This window comes from Pseudomonas sp. S35, from assembly GCF_009866765.1.
Taxonomy (GTDB): domain Bacteria; phylum Pseudomonadota; class Gammaproteobacteria; order Pseudomonadales; family Pseudomonadaceae; genus Aquipseudomonas.
Genome location: NZ_CP019431.1, coordinates 3,970,607 through 3,988,618 on the forward strand (window position 1 = coordinate 3,970,607; position 18,012 = coordinate 3,988,618).

Below are 18,012 nucleotides of genomic sequence, written 5' to 3' on the forward strand. Positions count from 1 at the left end.
AGATGGAATTCGCTTTCTATTTCGCGTCCGGTATTGCAGTGGTGTCCACGCTTCGCGTGATCACCAACACCAACCCCGTGCACGCCCTGCTCTACCTGATCATTTCGCTGATCGCCGTGGCCATGACCTTCTTCAGCCTTGGCGCACCGTTCGCCGGCGTGCTGGAAGTGATCGCCTACGCCGGCGCCATCATGGTGCTGTTCGTGTTTGTGGTGATGATGCTCAACCTGGGGCCGGCTTCGGTCGCCCAGGAACGCGTCTGGCTCAAGCCTGGCATCTGGCTCGGCCCGGTTGTCCTCGCAGCCCTGCTGCTGGGTGAACTGCTGTATGTGCTGTTCGCTCACCAGAGCGGCCAGGCCATCGGCCACACCACCGTAGACGCCAAGGCCGTGGGCATCAGCCTGTTCGGCCCGTACCTGCTGGTGGTCGAACTGGCTTCGATGCTGCTGCTCGCCGCAGCCATCACCGCCTTCCACTTGGGCCGCAACGAAGCCAAGGAGCAATGACGATGCCTGCTATCCCTTTGGAGCATGGTCTGGCGGTCGCCGGCATCCTGTTCTGCCTTGGCCTGGTCGGCCTGATGGTTCGCCGTAACATTCTGTTCGTGTTGATGAGCCTGGAAATCATGATGAACGCCGCGGCACTGGCGTTCATCGTGGCAGGCGCACGTTGGGGCCAGCCGGATGGACAAGTCATGTTCATCCTGGTGATCAGCCTGGCAGCCGCCGAAGCCAGTATTGGCCTGGCGATCCTGCTGCAACTGTATCGTCGCTTCCACACGCTTGATATCGACGCTGCCAGTGAGATGCGCGGATGAACATGATCTTTCTGACTTTCGTATTTCCCCTGATCGGTTTCCTGCTGCTGTCGTTCTCCCGTGGACGCTGGTCGGAAAACCTCTCGGCCTTGATCGGTGTGGGCTCCATTGGCCTCTCGGCCATCGTGACCGCTTACGTCATCTGGCAATTCAACGTGGCACCGCCGGAAGGCGGTCACTACACCCTGGTGCTGTGGCAGTGGATGTCGGTGGAGGGCTTCAAGCCCAACTTCGCCCTCTACGTCGACGGCCTGTCGATCACCATGCTCGGCGTGGTGGTGGGTGTCGGCTTTTTGATCCACCTGTTCGCGTCCTGGTACATGCGCGGCGAAGCGGGCTACTCGCGCTTCTTCTCGTACACCAACCTGTTTATCGCCAGCATGCTGTTCCTGGTGCTCGGCGATAACCTGTTGTTCCTGTACTTCGGCTGGGAAGGTGTGGGCCTGTGCTCGTACCTGTTGATCGGTTTCTACTACAGCAACCGCAACAACGGCAACGCGGCACTCAAGGCATTCATCGTTACCCGTATCGGCGACGTGTTCATGGCCATCGGCCTGTTCATCCTGTTCCAACAGGTGGGCACGCTGAACATCCAGGAACTGCTGGTACTGGCACCGCAGAAATTCCAGGTCGGCGACTTCTGGATCACCCTGGCGACCCTGATGCTGCTGGGCGGCGCTGTAGGTAAATCGGCGCAACTGCCGCTGCAAACCTGGCTGGCGGACGCGATGGCCGGTCCTACACCAGTTTCGGCACTGATCCACGCCGCAACCATGGTAACGGCCGGTGTCTACCTGATCGCCCGTACCCACGGTTTGTTCACCCTGGCGCCGGACATCCTGCACCTGGTGGGCGTGGTGGGCGGCGTGACCCTGGTGCTGGCGGGCTTCGCCGCGCTGGTGCAGACCGACATCAAGCGCATCCTCGCCTACTCGACCATGAGCCAGATCGGCTACATGTTCCTGGCCCTGGGCGTGGGTGCCTGGGACGCGGCGATCTTCCACCTGATGACCCACGCCTTCTTCAAGGCCCTGCTGTTCCTTGCCTCCGGTGCGGTGATCGTTGCCTGCCACCACGAGCAGAACATCTTCAAGATGGGCGGCCTGTGGAAGAAACTGCCGTTGGCCTACGCCAGCTTCATCGTCGGTGGCGCCGCCCTGGCAGCCCTGCCACTGGTAACCGCTGGTTTCTACTCGAAAGACGAAATCCTCTGGGAAGCCTTTGCCAGCGGTAACCAGAACCTGCTGTACGCAGGCCTGGTGGGTGCGTTCATGACCTCGCTGTACACCTTCCGCCTGATCTTCATCATCTTCCACGGTGAAGCCAAGACCGAAGCACACGCAGGCCACGGCATCTCCCACTGGTTGCCACTGTCGGTACTGATCGTGCTGTCGACCTTCATCGGCGCCCTGATCACGCCGCCACTGGCCGGTGTGCTGCCGGAAAGCGCCGGCCATGCCGGTGGCGCCGCCAAGCACAGCCTGGAAATCGCCTCGGGTGCCATTGCCATCGCGGGTATCCTGCTGGCCGCCCTGCTGTTCCTCGGCAAGCGTCGCTTCGTGACCGCCGTGGCCAACAGCGGCATTGGCCGCTTCCTGTCGGCCTGGTGGTTCGCGGCCTGGGGCTTCGACTGGATCTACGACAAACTGTTCGTCAAGCCTTACCTGGCCATCAGCCATGTACTGCGCAAAGACCCGCTCGACCAGACCATCGGTTTGATCCCGCGCGCCGCCAAGGCCGGTCACACCGCCCTGAGCCGCAGCGAGACCGGCCAACTGCGCTGGTATGCCGCGTCCATGGCCGTCGGTGCCGTACTGGTGATCGGCGCCATCGTTGTCGTGGCGGTCTGACTATGTCCATGCACATTGCGTACATTGCGAACTTTGCAAACCTGCGAAAGGAAACGAGCCTGTCATGATTCTGCCCTGGCTAATCCTGATCCCCTTTATCGGCGGCCTGCTCTGCTGGATGGGTGAACGCTTCGGCGCCACCCTCCCCCGCTGGATTGCGTTGCTGACCATGTCCCTGGAACTCGCGCTCGGCCTCTGGCTGTGGGCCCACGGTGACTATTCATTCGCTCCGGCACCGGGCGTCGATCCAACCTTCGCGCTTGAATTCAAGCACGTGTGGATCCAGCGCTTCGGCATCAACGTGCACCTGGCCCTCGACGGCCTGTCGCTGTTGATGATCCTGCTGACCGGCCTGCTGGGTATCCTCTCGGTACTCTGCTCCTGGAAAGAGATCCAGCGTCACGTGGGCTTCTTCCACCTGAACCTGATGTGGATCCTGGGCGGCGTTGTCGGTGTGTTCCTCGCCCTCGACCTGTTCATGTTCTTCTTCTTCTGGGAAATGATGCTGGTGCCGATGTACTTCCTCATCGCGCTCTGGGGTCACAGTTCTTCGGACGGCAAGAAAACCCGGATCTACGCGGCGACCAAATTCTTCATCTTCACCCAGGCTTCCGGCCTGATCATGTTGGTGGCGATCCTGGGTCTGGTACTGGTCAACTTCAACAGCACGGGCGTGATTACCTTCAACTACGCCGACCTGTTGAAAACCAAGATGTCCCTGACCACCGAGTACATCCTCATGCTGGGCTTCTTCATCGCCTTCGCGGTGAAGCTGCCGGTGGTGCCGTTCCACTCCTGGCTGCCGGATGCCCACGCCCAGGCGCCGACCGCCGGCTCCGTGGACCTGGCCGGCATCCTGCTGAAGACGGCGGCCTATGGCCTGCTGCGTTTCGCCCTGCCGCTGTTCCCGAATGCTTCGGCCGAGTTCGCGCCGATCGCCATGACCCTGGGTCTGATCGGGATTTTCTACGGTGCGTTCCTGGCGTTCGCGCAAACCGACATCAAGCGTCTGATCGCCTTCTCGTCCGTTTCCCACATGGGTTTCGTCCTGATCGGTATCTACTCCGGCAGCCAACTGGCGCTGCAAGGCGCGGTGATCCAGATGTTGGCCCACGGTGTTTCGGCCGCTGCACTCTTTATCCTGAGTGGCCAGCTGTACGAGCGCCTGCACACCCGTGACATGCGTGAAATGGGTGGCGTGTGGTCGCGCATTGCCTACCTGCCGGCGATCAGCCTGTTCTTCGCGGCTGCGTCGCTGGGCTTGCCGGGTACCGGTAACTTCATCGGCGAGTTCCTGATCCTGATGGGTGCCTTCGTGCAGACGCCGTGGATCAGTGCCATTGCTACCTCCGGCCTGGTATTCGGTTCGGTCTACTCGCTGATCATGATCCACCGCGCCTACTTCGGCCCGGCCAAGTCCGACACCGTCCTGCAAGGGATGGATGCGCGCGAACTGATCATGGTGCTCGGCCTTGCCGTACTGCTGATCTACATCGGCGTGTACCCGCAACCGTTCCTGGACACTTCTGCCGCAACGATGCATGGCGTGCAGCAGTGGTTCGGCACCGCCTTCTCTCAACTCGCTTCGGCCCGGTAAGAGCGCTATGGAATTCACGATCCAACACTTTATCGCGCTTGCGCCGCTGCTGATCACCAGCCTCACCGTTGTGGCGGTGATGCTGGCAATCGCCTGGCGCCGCAATCACTCGCAAACGTTCCTGCTGTCCTGCGCCGGTCTTAACCTGGCCCTGCTGTCGATCATCCCGGCCCTCAAGGTCGCGCCACTGGCGGTAACGCCGCTGATGATGGTCGATGACTTCGCGCTGCTGTATATCGCGCTGATCCTGGTCGCGACCTTGGCCTGCGTCACCCTCGCCCACGCCTACCTCGGCGAAGGTGGCACCGGCTACCCGGGCAACCGCGAAGAGCTGTACCTGCTGATCCTGCTGGCTGCGGCCGGCGGTATCGTGCTGGTCAGCGCGCAGCACCTGGCCGGCTTGTTCATCGGCCTGGAACTGCTGTCGATCCCGACCTACGGCCTGGTGGCCTACGCCTTCTTCAACAAGCGCTCCCTGGAAGCCGGCATCAAGTACATGGTGCTGTCGGCTGCAGGCTCCGCGTTCCTGTTGTTCGGTATGGCCCTGCTCTACGCCGAAGCCGGCAGCCTGAGCTTCACCGGTATCGGCCACGCCCTGGCCGCCACCAACAGCCCCGCGCCGATTGCCCAACTGGGCCTGGCGATGATGCTGATCGGCCTGGCATTCAAACTGTCGCTGGTGCCGTTCCACCTGTGGACCCCGGACGTGTACGAAGGCGCCCCGGCGCCGGTGGCCGCGTTCCTGGCGACCGCTTCCAAGGTGGCGGTGTTTGCGGTGATGGTGCGTCTGTTCCAGATTTCGCCGGCTGCCAACACCGGCGTGCTGAGCAACGTGCTGACCGTGATCGCCATTGCGTCGATCCTGTTCGGTAACCTGCTGGCGCTGACCCAGAACAACCTCAAGCGTCTGCTGGGTTACTCGTCCATCGCCCACTTCGGCTACCTGCTGATCGCCCTGGTGGCGAGCAAAGGCCTGGCCGTGGAAGCCATCGGCGTGTACCTGGTCACCTACGTGATCACCAGCCTCGGCGCCTTCGGTGTGATCACGCTGATGTCCTCGCCGTACAAAGGCCGCGACGCTGACGCCCTGTACGAATACCGCGGCCTGTTCTGGCGCCGTCCGTACCTGACCGCCGTACTGACCGTGATGATGCTGTCCCTGGCCGGTATCCCGCTGACTGCCGGCTTTATCGGCAAGTTCTACATCGTGGCAACCGGTGTTCAAGCCCACGAGTGGTGGCTGGTGGCGTCCCTGGTGCTGGGCAGTGCCATCGGCGTGTTCTATTACCTGCGTGTGATGGTCACCCTGTACCTGATCGAGCCAAACCTGCGCCGTGTGGATGCCGAGTTGCATTGGGAACAGAAGGCAGGCGGCGTCATGCTGCTGGCCATCGCCCTGCTCGCGTTCTTCCTGGGCGTGTACCCACAACCGTTGCTCACCCTGGTGCAGCACGCGGTGCTGGGCGTTTGATCGCTTAGCGGGATGCAGTCAACAAAACGGCGCCTTCGGGCGCCGTTTTGCGTTTCTGGGAAGGGTCACTCAGCTCAATCAGGTTGACTCAAATCGCGGATGGCCCAGAACTGCAGATGCAGCCCAGGGAACTCTGCGCCCAGGTGCAGGGCAAAACCGGCAGACTGACTCAGCAGTTGCCAATATTCGCTGCTGCGATCAAGTTCGAAATAGGTGCAGCCGGCATTGAACGGCAGTTGGCGGGGAGATGCCGACAAAGGCCGCAGGCCAATGCCCGGCAGTTGCAGGTTGACCAGATCACGAATCTTCTCCACCGAACCGATCTTGACCCAGGATGGGAAGCGGTCGCGCAGGTCGTCAGCCGGCACCTGCGCCTGCACCGCCAGGATGAAGGTGGCGCAGCGCAGCAAATCCCGTTCAAGTAGCACGGCCACTCGGATGCCGTGTTGACGCTCTTCCAAGGGCAGGAACGTGGCCCGTGCATCCACCACCAACGACAGTGCGCGGCGCAGGTCGAGCATTACCGGGGCAAACGTATCTGCCAGCGCCGTATGACGGTAGACCGGGTAAACGGCCGCGCGTTTATCGTGGGCGAAAAACGTTGCCAGTTCGCCGGCAAGGCCCGAGACGTCGCGATACAACTGCTCCGGGTGCAAGCCGCTCATCGTCGATAAATGCCGCATCAACGGCAAGCTGCGATTGAGCAACTGCAACAGCAGGACGTCGTCGAACTGTGTCGTATCACGGCCATCGGGGCCGGCCAATCGCGAGGCCAACGCTTCGTGCTGTTGCTGCAACAACCCAAGCAGTTCGTCAATGATCGCCCTGAGGCGCTCGGATGCACGAATATCCAGGCAGGGCGGGCTGTACTGGCGGTCGAGCACGACGCTGTTATCGATGCGTTTTTCTATCACATGGGCAACCCCCAGCAGCGTGTAGGCGTCGGCCACATCGCCCTCGAACGCCAGCCGCAGGCGCAACTTGCCGACACTCATCAGTGCGCTACTGTCCAGCCCGTTACTGTCCCAGGCTTCGTATTCAGCACTGCGATGGCGGGCAAAGTTCTCGACACTGGGGTCGTCATCCACCTCCGAAATACCCGGGCGCACACTGGGCAATGCCAGCACCACTTTCACGTCGCGGGCGTCATCGGGGATCGCGAGGGGCAGCGGCATCTCGTCGTCGAACGGCTGGCCCACAGGCGTACCATCAGGCAAGACGCCGCTGAACGACAGCAACGCCACCTTGCCCATCGCCAATTGCTGCGGATCGATCTCCAACGCCGAAAACCCCCAGGCATACGCGCGTAGCGTCTTGACCCGCGCCTCCAACTGGGCCTGTAGGAATCGGTCGTGCTGCTGCAAGTGTTGAGGCTGCAACAACATGCCCTCAGACCAGACCACTTTGTTATTCCAAGACATGAGCGCTTCCAATATTTGCAGTGGCAGAAACGAGGACGGTCGATAACCGCTTATTTGCCATCGTCAGCCTCCTTGGGGAGTAGTGGCACACCGATAGGTCCGGTGGCTGCTGCCGCCGCCGCCGCAGAGGCGGCACTGGCGGCCGCAGGCGAGGGAAGAGGAAGGGTCGAGGCGAGAATCGCTGCGGGAGTAAGGGTGAGGAAGGCCGAGCCGACTTTCAGGGTGATGGCCGCTCCGGCTTCGATCACCACGTTCATCCCACCCTTGATATGCACATCGTTGCCGGCGGTGATGCCGGTCTTCGCGGCGCCATCAATGATCATCTCCGTACCCGCGCTCAGGGACACAGCCCCAGCGGCCTGCTCGTTGCGGTCGCCGCCCACTGCGCAATGACGATCCCCCCCGACCTTCTCGCGCAGGTCTTGCTCGACCCAGGAGTGGCGGTCACCGCCAACCCAGTCCAGGGCGTCCGCGAGCACGCGCTGCTCAAGGTTTTTCTGCGCATGCAGGAACACTTGTTCCGCACCTTTCTTGTCGTCGAAACGCAGCTCGTTGTAGCCAGCCCCTCCCTTGGACGAATGACTCTTGAGGGTCGAACGCGTGGCATGCTCCGGCAGGGCATAAGGTGGCAGGGTATCGGCGTTGTAGACGCTGCCCGTGACCAGTGGTTGGTCAGGATCACCTTCGAGAAAGCTGACCACCACTTCCTGACCGGTGCGCGGGATATGCAGGCTGCCCCAGCGCTTGCCCGCCCAGCCCTGGGCCACACGTATCCAGCAGGAACTGTTTTCGTCGCCTTTGCCCTCGCGGTCCCAGTGAAACTGCACCTTGATCCGCCCGTACTTGTCGGTCCAGATCTCTTCACCCTGCTTGCCCACCACGATGGCCGTCTGCGGCCCCCGCATCAGCGGCTTGGGCGAAACCCAAGGCGTGCGGAACTGCTGCTGGCGCGACAGCGCCTGGAACTCGCAGGTCAGGAGGGGTTCAGGCGTGGCCGGTGGGGTCGGTTCATAGGTGTCCGACGACAACACGTAGCGTGCCTGCAACAGCAGGAACTGCGCGTTCTGCTCACTGCGCGGGTGCTCGGTAAGGGTCATCAGTGCACCGGGAAACAACCCACGCGCTCGCGTGGCCCCGCTCACCCGACCTGTACCTGCATGCCGCGTCTCAATCAACGTGCGGGCATAGGTTTCGCCCTGTTTGCGCTCGGTGTATTTACCGGGGTAGTCGTAACACTCATGGTGCGACTGCGGGTAACTGCCCGCCAGGGCCGACCTGGCCAGCAGGTTGGCACCGGGCCTTTCAAAATCGAAGTCCTGCAGCGTATAGCCACCCGGCTCCACCTCGCCGCTCATGCGCCAGTCGTAGATCACCTCACTCTCGCGCATGGCAGGGCCGGCGGCGGGCATGAAACGCATCTGGGCATAGCCCGGCGCCGGCGCATGCGCGCCGTAGGAATCAGCCAAGACCAGGGTGTGACGGTCGGCGGCGCTCTTGAAGAAGTAGTAGATGCCCTCCCGCTCCATCAGGCGGCTGACAAAATTAAAATCGCTCTCACGGTACTGCACGCAGTAAGCCAGGGCCTTGTAGCTCGCGCTCAGACCCGAGGTGTCGACATCGGCAATGCTGTAGGGCGCAAACACCTGCTTGAGGATGTCCGGCACACTCAATGCCTGGAAGATCCGGCAGTCGCTGCCCAGGGTCAGGAACCACAACCACGGCCGAACTATCGCCTTGTAGGTAGCGTAACGCCCGTGGCGACCTTCGCATGAAAAACGGCTGACATGCCCACTGAAGTAGCGACTGCCGCCCGCAGGCAGGTCCACTGCGACCGTCATCGGGGTGGCCAGTAGGTCGTCGATAGCCAGGTCGGTGCGTTCGCTGTACAGCTCAACTTCGTACTCGCTGAGCCGGGACAAGCCCTCGAAGGCCTGCATGCGTCGAAACAGCAGGACATCGGTACCGAGCACACTGCTGACCTGTATTTCGCGGTGGTGTTGAGTAGTTGGCATGGTTGTTCTACCTGCAAGGCAATGGAAGGACGTTGTCCAAGACCGCCCGAACTAAGCGCGACCAGTCCCGCGCTGACTCAACCGCCAGACGAACTGAGTGACGCCCATCAAGGGGCGTTTTCCACGGGATGTAAGGCATTTGTACTACCGCTCCGTAAACACATAAGTAAACTCGCCACCCTCGACGTCGACCCGGACATGAGTCGCTGGGGAACCCAGCAACAGGCGGTTGAGAAACTCACGACTGATCGCCGGTAACATCGAATGGGAGAGGATCGATTCGATCATCCGTCCACCGCTGTCCAACTCGGTGCAGCGACTGGCGATCAGCCGCACCACATCGTCGCTGTAGCTGAACGGGAGCTTGTGGCCGTCGGCGATACGCTGTTCGATCCGCCGCAACTGCAGGCGGATGATGCGATCGAGCATGGCGTCGTTCAGCGGGTAATACGGGACCACCACCAGGCGGCCGAGCAATGCGGGCGGGAACACAGCCAGCAGCGGCTCGCGCAAGGCTTTGGCGATGGCGTCTGGTGCCGGCATGGCTTGCACATCACGGCACTGGTGAGTGATCACGCCAGTACCGACATTGGTGGTCAACAGGATCAGGCTGTGCTTGAAGTCGATGACGCGGCCTTCACCGTCCTCCATCCAGCCTTTGTCGAACACCTGGAAAAACAACTCGTGCACATCCGGATGAGCCTTCTCCACTTCGTCCAGCAGGACCACGCTGTAGGGCTTGCGCCTTACGGCCTCGGTGAGCACGCCACCCTCGCCGTACCCGACGTACCCTGGCGGTGCACCTTTGAGGCTGGAGACGCTATGGGCTTCCTGGTATTCGCTCATATTGAGCGTGATGACGTTGTGTTCACCGCCATACATCAACTCCGCCAGGGCCAGGGCCGTCTCGGTCTTTCCCACCCCCGAGGTACCGGCGAGCATGAATACACCCACCGGTTTGCCGGGGTTGTCGAGGCCGGCGCGGGAGGTCTGGACACGACGGGCGATCATCTCCAGCGCATGGTCCTGGCCGATAATGCGCTGGCCCAGGCGGTCAGCCAGGCGCAAGACGCTTTCGATTTCGTTCTTGACCATGCGGCCCACGGGAATGCCTGTCCAGTCCTGCACCACCGAGGCCACCGCCTGTTCGTCGACGTTGATCAGCACCAGCGGGGTTTCGCCTTGCAGCTGTGCGAGTTGCTCCTGCAAGAGGTGCAACTGCCCCCGCTGCGCTTCACGCTCGGCGGTCCCAGCGGCCGAATTGCGCAGAGCCATTATCTGCGTCACCAGCGCCAACTCGCGGTGCCAACGGCCTTCAAGCCCCCTCAAACGCTCATGTTCAGTCGCCCGCGCAGCCTCGGCCAACGCCTGCCGACTGGCGGTTTGCACGCCGATGGCGGTTTCACGCGCAATGATCGTGAGCTCGGTGTCCAGCGCCTCGATACGCCGGCGGCTATCGTCCACTTCAGCGGGCGTGGCGTGCAGGCTGACGGCGACGCGGGCACACGCAGTGTCGATAAGGCTGACCGCCTTGTCCGGTAGTTGCCGTGCCGGGATATAGCGGTTGGACAAACGCACCGCCGCGTCCAGCGCCGAATCGAGGATCTGCACCTGATGATGCGCCTGCAGGGTGTGGGCAATACCTCGCAGCATCAGCAAGGCACGGGGTTCATCCGGTTCCTCGACCTGCACGGTCTGAAAGCGCCGGCTCAAGGCCGGGTCTTTTTCAATGTGTTTCTTGTACTCGGCAAACGTGGTGGCGCCTATCGTACGTAACGCGCCACGGGCCAGCGCCGGCTTCAGCAGGTTGGCGGCATCCCCGGTCCCGGCTGTACCGCCGGCGCCAACCAGGGTGTGGGTTTCGTCGATAAACAGCACCACCGGTTTGAGGCGCGTGTGTACCTCATCGATCACCGACCGCAGGCGCTGTTCGAACTCGCCTTTCATGCTCGCACCGGCCTGCAACAAGCCCACATCGAGGGCGAGCAGTTGCACATCCCGAAGGCTCGGCGGCACGTCGCCCCGTGCAATGCGCTGGGCGAAACCTTCGACCACGGCGGTCTTGCCGACACCCGCCTCCCCCACCAGCAGCGGATTGTTCTGGCGGCGGCGCATCAGGATGTCGATCAGTTGGCGGATCTCTTCATCGCGGCCGACGACGGGGTCCATGCGGTTGGTGCGCGCCTGTTCAGTCAGGTCGACGGTGAAGCGCTGCAACGCGTCCTGCCTGCCTGGGCCAGCCGGCGCCAGTGCACCGGCCTCCTCGCCCGGCAGCTGGAAGCCATCATTGGCCGTCATCCGAGCTTCGGGAGACCCGTTGAGCAACACGCCGAACTGCTCGCTGAGTTCTTCGACGCGGACCTTGTTGAACTCGCGGGACACGCCATACAGGCCATTGCGCAGCGTCGAGGTTTTCAGCAATGCCAGCAGCAAGTGCCCGGAGCGCACCTGGGACTCGCCCAGCATCAGGGTGGCGTAGACCCAGGCGCGCTCCACGGCTTCCTCGACCTGCGAAGACAAATCCGTCACCGAGGTCGAGCCCCGTGGCAAACGGTCGAGGGCCGCGGTGAGGTCGCGGGCCAAGGTGGCCGGATCGATGCCGTAATGACGGGTCAGCCGCAACAGGTCCGAATCGTTCAATTGCAGGAGCTGTTGCAACCAATGCACCAGTTCCACGTAGGGGTTGCCCCGCAACTTGCAGAACACCGTACTGCTTTCAATCGCCCGATAGCACAGGCTGTTGAGTTTGCCGAAAAGCGCGACGCGACTGATATCAGCCATGGGCAGCTCCTTGAGAAGTAAAAACAGCGCCGTGTTCAGGCCGCCGACGAGGGTTGATCAGCAACTGCCGATCATTTTTCAGGGGGGCCCGGCTGCGCAGCCAACTGGTCCAGCCCAACGGCGCAGACCCCAGGCGCAAGCCAGGCAGGTGCTCTTTCTTGACGATCAGGTTGATGTCCCACTCCATCGCCACGCCGACGTACTGATGCACCCAGTCCTGCACACGTTGCAGGCTGTCGCCACCCGGTAGCAGGCGACGGGTCTGCGCCAGGTCCAGGGGGCCGATCAACAGGCGAAACTTATGCTGGGCATTCCAGACTTTGCGGCCCATCACCGTGGTCTGGCCAAGCACCGCAGCGTCGGGACCGCTGCGCAGGACGCACCCGCCGTCGCTGGGCAAGGCCATCCAGTGGCCAACAAACTGCTCGACCGCGACGGGCACGCCGAGGTAGTCACCGAGCACCCTGGCCAGGCCCTCGGCATTGCGCACCTGCGGCCCCAGGCGCCCGGCGACATGCAGCTTGGCAACGTCCGCCACACTGTCGCGCGCCTGCAGCGACGGCATGCCAATGCCGATCAAGGCGCCCAGGTAACGGGCAAAGTCGTCCGTCTGCGGCCGATCCAGGCTCACCGTTGGCTGCGCACTGGCCCACGCGCGGTAAAACAGGCTGATCATGCGGTGATGAAACACGTCGCAAAATGCTGCCAAGGTAGGGTCGTTGAGGTTGCGCTGGCGGTCGCGAATGTATTCGGTGAGGTGAATCGGCAGCGGACCATTGGCCCCCAACAAGCCAAAGAAATTAAGCAACAGTTTGGGCGTGGCGCCGGGTTTTAGACCCGCAATCATTGACGGTTCGAACGCCAGTGACGGCTGCTGGCCGAACCGCACCGCCTCATCCACCGGGCGTGCAGCCTGGCCGATGCGCGGTAGGTGCGCGAAGGCGCATTCCAGCTGACGCAATGCGCCATAGAAATCAAACTGCCCCGGGTGCGTTTCAAGGGCATCTAACAGCGTCAGAGGATCTCGCATCTACCTACCCGCGCCGGCCACTGCATGATCACGCCCCGGGTCGTGCTGATGATCCGCGTTTCAGTGAATGAATTGAGTGACACGTACTTGGCGAAAAACTGCTCCAGCACCGAACCCAGTGCACAGACACTGGCGCCCTCGAACGCCGCCTCATCCAGGCTCACGCTGATCTGCAAGCCTCGTCCGTACGTGATAGGCCCCGCCACCGGCAGGCGGCGCACGATACTCGCCGCCGTCACCGAGCGCAGGCCGTCGATCTGGGTACGCGCGGCTTCGTCTTCGACCCGGCAGTACAGCCGCAGCAAGTCCCGCAAGGCTGCAGCGCCCTGCACCTTGTCCTGATCGAGCAACGATAGATAATTGAGCGACAAATGGCTGACCAGACGCCAGGCCGTTTCGCCCTCGGCAAACGAGGGTGCCGGTAGAGTAGGCCCCACCACACAGCGCACCGACTGCACTGGCGCAGCGGTTTCGATACTGAAGTCGGTGCGACCACTGCCCACCGGCATGCGCAACACCAGGTCGCGGTTGCTGCACAGGGTGTCGATGCCCAGCTGGCGCAACTCACTTCGGTGCGGGGCGTCCTCGGCGTCGACCAGCGATAGGAACAACTCGCTGCCCGCATAGCTGGAGCGCGCCCCCTGGCGGTGCTGCGGCGACAGTACCCGCGTGTCGCGACGCACCTGATAATACGCACGCGGCGACTTGGGCCCCTGCAGGTCGTTGGCCCGGTAGAAGGACTCGAACGTCTGGCTGGCCTCGGCACCACTGCCGTAGCCGGTGACCGTTTCGATCTGGTAAATCTCGTAATCGAGTGGCCGCGTGCGATCGGGGCTTACGTGGTACTCCGACTGTTGATCCGATAGATGCACACGCTCGACCCGCATCGGGAACAGGTTGATCGCCGGCGTGCAATACAGCCCGAAGTTGGCCGCGCTGAGGCTTTGCTCCAGGAGCGGATCGAGGGTCTTGAACAGCACGATTACATCCAACTGCTCACAGGCGCAGCGGCTTACACTGGCCGCCAGCCCAGTCACGTCGACAAACATAAAACGCTGCGGCATCGCGAAGTATTCCTGCAACAAACGATAGCCCTGGAACGAGCGTGGCCCCACGGGCAGCAAGGCTTCTGCATCGCTGTAGCCCACGCTGCGAATCGCGCATTTGGGCAACACCTCGTGCCAGCCCGCAGTGGCTTGCACCGGCATCACCAACACACCGCACACCTGGGCCAGCAGTTGTTCAAGAATGCGCGAGGGCATGCCTTCGCCACCACGGATATGCAGCGGCAGGTTGTCCAGGGCCAAGTCACTGAACGTCAGGCCCGCCCCCACCTGCAGACGCAGGCGCAACGCGGCCTTGACCGCACCCAGACGCGACAGGTTGACGCCCGCAACGCTGGCGCCACAGGCGAAATAACGGGCCTCGAGCAGTTCCACCGGCCACAGGGTCACGTCGTGGGCGGTGCGCAGCTCACAGGCGGTCTGGTCACCCTTGGTCAGTTGGCTGTGCAGCGCCGTGTCACGCGGCACTTTGAAGCCGGCGGCGAGGCTGCCTTCGCCTATGTCCGGCTGCAGTTGCACCACGGCCATTGACGGCGTCGGTGCCAGGTAATGGGGGTAGACCAGCTCCAGCAGGTGTTGGGTAAAACGTGGGAATTGGGCATCAATTTTCAACTGCACCCGTGCGGCGAGGAAGCTGAAACCCTCCAGCAAGCGCTCTACATAGGGATCGGCGCAGGCATAGGTTTCCAGCCCGAGGCGACCGGCCACTTTGGGGTAGTCACGGGCGAACTCGGCGCCGACTTCCCGCAGGTGAGCCAGCTCGCGTTCGTAGTAGCGCAGCAGCTTGGCGTTCACCGCACGCCCCTTGTGCCGATATCAAAGATCCGCGCCTGACCTGCTTCCAGGTCGAGCTCGGTCTTCAAGTACAGGCGTTCGGGCAGCGGTTGGCCCCATAGTTCGCCATGAATCTCAAAGGCCACCTGGTTGGGGCTGCTGGTCGTATCCGACGGTACAACCGGCACGACCAGCAGGCTGCCACGCAGAATTCGCGGTTCGAAGTCCCGGATCGCCTGGCAAATACGTCGGCCGAGGGCTTCGCGGTCCAGCCCGGCCGCCGTTTTGCCGGCAAGGTCGGCCAAACCGAAATTGAGCACTGATTGCGCGGCCAAAGGACAGTCACCCAGGTCGCGAAAGCTACCCAGGCTGGTGCTGTTGAGGAGCCAACCCAGATCACGCAGTACGGCCTTGCGCAGGCTGTACATGGACAAGACACGCGTGTCTCGAGGTTCAACGACCTGCTCGGTGTCGTCATCGCTCAGACGATCGAGCAACGACGGCTGCAGGCGTTCGCGACGGCTGTGTTCAACCATTGGGGAGGCCTCCATAAATAGCGCAGTGGGCAGGCGAACCTACCCACACCCAGGCATGCAAATCAGATTTTCTGGTTCTTTTCCAAGTCCCACTTCTTCGGCGTACCGCTGGTCACCGTGTCACCGCTGAAGGCGTCGAACGTGTAGCTGATGGTGGTGAAGCTGATGGAAAACGTGTCGGTAGGCCGATCACCGTTGCTGGTGAGCGAATAGGAACTGACGATCGCCCCCCCCAGGACGACCTTGAGGTACACCTGTTGCTTTTTGTCGGAGCCGCCCGTGTGAATGAAGTGGATCTCGGCATCGCCCAGGCTTTTGCCGCACACGGCTTGCATAAACAGGTCGGGCGAGGCCAGATCAGTGGCCTTGGCCAGGGAAACTTCCGAGATCATCGGGTTGCGGGTGTCACGGTCCCCTCCGCCGCTGCTGCTAATCGCCCGACAAACGCTCAGGTTGGTGCCGCTGATGGTGATCCAGTCTTTGTGAGCGTCGACAGTGGACGTGCCTTTGATGGGAGTGCCTGTGAAGTTAAGCAGGATCATGATGATTACCTCTGTAGGTTGGACTGGTTGGTTAAGACGCTTTGGTGGAAGGCAGCTTGGAGACCAACCGCAACGACACGGTCAAGCCTTCAAGCTGGTAGTGCGGGCGCAGGAAAAACTTGGCGCCGTAATAGCCGGGTTGACCTTCAACGTCTTCCACCACCACCTCGGCGCCGGCCAGCGGCTTGCGCGCTTTGTCGGCGTCGGTCGCGGTAGACGGGTTGTGCTCCACGTAGCGACCGACCCAGTTGTTGAGCCAGGTCTGCATGTCCTGGCGTTCTTTGAATGAACCGATCTTGTCGCGCACGATGCACTTGAGGTAGTGGGCAAAACGGCAGGTAGCAAACAGGTACGGCAGACGGGCCGCCAGGTTGGCGTTGGCGGTGGCGTCCGGGTCGTCGTACTCCGCCGGCTTGTGCAGCGACTGGGCGCCGATAAAGGCCGCCAGGTCGCTGTTTTTCCTGTGCACCAGAGGCATGAAACCGTTCTTGGCCAGCTCGGCTTCGCGCCGATCGCTGATGGCGATTTCGGTCGGACACGTCATGTCCACACCGCCGTCATCGGTGGGAAAGGTATGCACCGGCAACCCCTCCACCACCCCGCCGGACTCTATGCCGCGAATCTGTGAGCACCAGCCATAGTGTTTGAATGAACGGTTGATGTTCACCGCCATGGCGTAGGCCGCGTTGGCCCAGATGAAATCCTTGGCACCCGCAGCATCGGTGGTTTCTTCAAAGTCGAAGCCTTCCACCGGGTTGGTCTTGGCGCCATAAGGGGCACGGGCCAGGAAGCGTGGCATCGCCAGCCCCACGTAGCGCGAGTCTTCACTGGCGCGAAAGCTGCGCCAGGCAGCATGTTCCGAGGTCTGGAAAATCTTGGTCAGGTCACGCGGGTTGGCCAGCTCCTGCCAGGACTCCATCAGCATCACGCTGGGGTCGGCAGCGGTGATCAACGGGCAATGTGCGGCGGCACTGACGCGGGCCATCTGGGCCAGCAACTCGACATCCGGCGCACTGTTGTTGAAGTAGTAGTCAGCGACAAACGCACCGTAGGGTTCACCACCGAACTGGCCGTACTCCTCCTCATACAGCTTCTTGAAAATCGGACTCTGGTCCCAGGCCACGCCTTTGAACTTGCGCAGGGTCTTGTGCACGTCTTGCTTAGAGATATTCATCACCCGAATCTTCAGCGACTCATCGGTCTCGGTGTTGTTGACCAGGTAATGCAAGCCACGCCAGGCACTCTCCACGGCCTGGAACTCTTCATGGTGGAGGATATGGTTGATCTGTTCAGTGAGCTTCAGATCGAGGGCCGCGATCAGGCCTTCAATCGTGCCCAGCACGTCATGAGGCATCACCTGCGTGTCTTGCAGGGCGTGTTCTGCCAGGGTGCGCACGGCCGTTTCCACAGCATCCCGGGCCTTGTCGGTCTTGGGTTTGAATTCCTTTTGCAGAAGGCTTGCGAAGTCTCCAGCGTCAAATTCAATGGCCGGAGCATCTGCCCCTGGCTGTTCCGATTGCGTAGTGGACATGGCGGTATCCTTGAATTTCAGGCAACAGAGCCCCGTACCAGGGCAAGGGACGCACTGGCAGGGTCAACGACCAATCAGTTACTCGGGTTGTTTGGGGGCAGCGCTCAAGGCTTGCATCACGCCCGGATCGCTGATCACTCTGGCCAGCAATGCTTCGGCACCGACCTTGCCGTCCATGTAGGTCAGCAGGTTCGACAGTTGGCTGCGTGCGGTCAGCAATTGGTTGAGGCTAGGCACCTTGCTAGCAATTGCGCCTGGGGAGAAGTCGTCCATGCTCTCAAAGGTGATCTCCACTGGCAGGTTGCCTTCGCCCGTCAGGGTATTGGGCACCTGCAACACCACGCGGGGCTTCATGGACTTGAGGCGCTCGTCGAAGTTGTCGATATCGACCTCCAGGAACTTGCGCTCGACCACCGGTGGCAACGGTTCGGCTGGCTTGCCGGAAAGGTCGGAAAACACCCCCATGACAAATGGCAGTTGTACGGTTTTTTCCGCGCCGTAGATCTCCACGTCATATTCGATCTGGACACGCGGCGCCCGGTTGCGGGCGATGAATTTCTGACTGCTGTCTTTAGCCATGTGACTC

14 protein-coding genes are annotated in these 18,012 nt (G+C 61.9%); 5 read left to right on the forward strand and 9 right to left on the reverse strand.

All coding sequences use genetic code 11. From position 1 onward, the window contains the following. Positions 1-2: 2 nt before the first annotated feature. The 5 genes from nuoJ (at position 3) to nuoN (ending at position 5,735) form a co-directional block, all read left to right on the forward strand. Positions 3-506, forward strand: a complete 504-nt coding sequence (gene nuoJ / locus PspS35_RS17625) for an NADH-quinone oxidoreductase subunit J (RefSeq protein WP_003174726.1) — start codon at positions 3-5, stop codon at positions 504-506. 2 nt (positions 507-508) lie between these two features. Next, positions 509-817, forward strand: a complete 309-nt coding sequence (gene nuoK, locus PspS35_RS17630) for an NADH-quinone oxidoreductase subunit NuoK (protein WP_003174727.1) — start codon at positions 509-511, stop codon at positions 815-817. Further along, entirely contained in the window at positions 814-2,667 is a 1,854-nt protein-coding gene (gene nuoL / locus PspS35_RS17635) for an NADH-quinone oxidoreductase subunit L (protein ID WP_159936085.1), read from the forward strand. Before nuoK ends, nuoL begins: the two co-directional genes overlap by 4 nt. 64 nt (positions 2,668-2,731) lie before the next feature. After that, positions 2,732-4,264: an NADH-quinone oxidoreductase subunit M gene (nuoM, locus tag PspS35_RS17640; protein WP_003232072.1), complete on the forward strand. Its 1,533-nt coding sequence runs from the start codon at positions 2,732-2,734 to the stop codon at positions 4,262-4,264. 7 nt (positions 4,265-4,271) lie between these two features. Further along, positions 4,272-5,735, forward strand: coding sequence for an NADH-quinone oxidoreductase subunit NuoN (gene nuoN, locus PspS35_RS17645; RefSeq protein ID WP_159936086.1), 1,464 nt, complete (start codon positions 4,272-4,274; stop codon positions 5,733-5,735). A gap of 74 nt (positions 5,736-5,809) precedes the next feature. Here the strand turns inward: nuoN and tssK are convergent, their stop codons facing one another. The 9 genes from tssK to tssB all read right to left on the reverse strand — a co-directional run bounded on the left by tssK (position 5,810) and on the right by tssB (position 18,005). Then, complete coding sequence (tssK, locus tag PspS35_RS17650) at positions 5,810-7,156, reverse strand: type VI secretion system baseplate subunit TssK (protein WP_159936087.1); 1,347 nt, start codon at positions 7,154-7,156, stop codon at positions 5,810-5,812. 50 nt (positions 7,157-7,206) lie between these two features. Continuing rightward, complete coding sequence (locus tag PspS35_RS17655) at positions 7,207-9,168, reverse strand: type VI secretion system tip protein VgrG (protein ID WP_159936088.1); 1,962 nt, start codon at positions 9,166-9,168, stop codon at positions 7,207-7,209. A gap of 144 nt (positions 9,169-9,312) precedes the next feature. Beyond that, complete coding sequence (tssH, locus tag PspS35_RS17660) at positions 9,313-11,949, reverse strand: type VI secretion system ATPase TssH (RefSeq protein WP_159936089.1); 2,637 nt, start codon at positions 11,947-11,949, stop codon at positions 9,313-9,315. Continuing rightward, positions 11,942-12,979, reverse strand: coding sequence for a type VI secretion system baseplate subunit TssG (tssG, locus tag PspS35_RS17665; protein WP_159936090.1), 1,038 nt, complete (start codon positions 12,977-12,979; stop codon positions 11,942-11,944). The genes tssH and tssG overlap by 8 nt, the downstream gene beginning before the upstream one ends. Then, positions 12,964-14,838 (reverse strand): type VI secretion system baseplate subunit TssF, encoded by a 1,875-nt coding sequence (gene tssF, locus PspS35_RS17670; protein WP_159936091.1) that lies wholly within the window; start codon positions 14,836-14,838, stop codon positions 12,964-12,966. Before tssF ends, tssG begins: the two co-directional genes overlap by 16 nt. After that, positions 14,835-15,353 (reverse strand): type VI secretion system baseplate subunit TssE, encoded by a 519-nt coding sequence (gene tssE, locus PspS35_RS17675; RefSeq protein WP_159936092.1) that lies wholly within the window; start codon positions 15,351-15,353, stop codon positions 14,835-14,837. Before tssE ends, tssF begins: the two co-directional genes overlap by 4 nt. A gap of 62 nt (positions 15,354-15,415) precedes the next feature. Further along, a complete protein-coding gene (locus PspS35_RS17680) occupies positions 15,416-15,895 on the reverse strand; it encodes a type VI secretion system tube protein Hcp (RefSeq protein WP_159936093.1) in 480 nt (159 codons plus the stop codon). Between the two features lie 31 nt (positions 15,896-15,926). Further along, positions 15,927-17,426 (reverse strand): type VI secretion system contractile sheath large subunit, encoded by a 1,500-nt coding sequence (gene tssC, locus PspS35_RS17685; protein WP_238785882.1) that lies wholly within the window; start codon positions 17,424-17,426, stop codon positions 15,927-15,929. Between the two features lie 78 nt (positions 17,427-17,504). Then, positions 17,505-18,005 (reverse strand): type VI secretion system contractile sheath small subunit, encoded by a 501-nt coding sequence (gene tssB / locus PspS35_RS17690; protein ID WP_159936094.1) that lies wholly within the window; start codon positions 18,003-18,005, stop codon positions 17,505-17,507. Between the last annotated feature and the right edge of the window lie 7 nt (positions 18,006-18,012).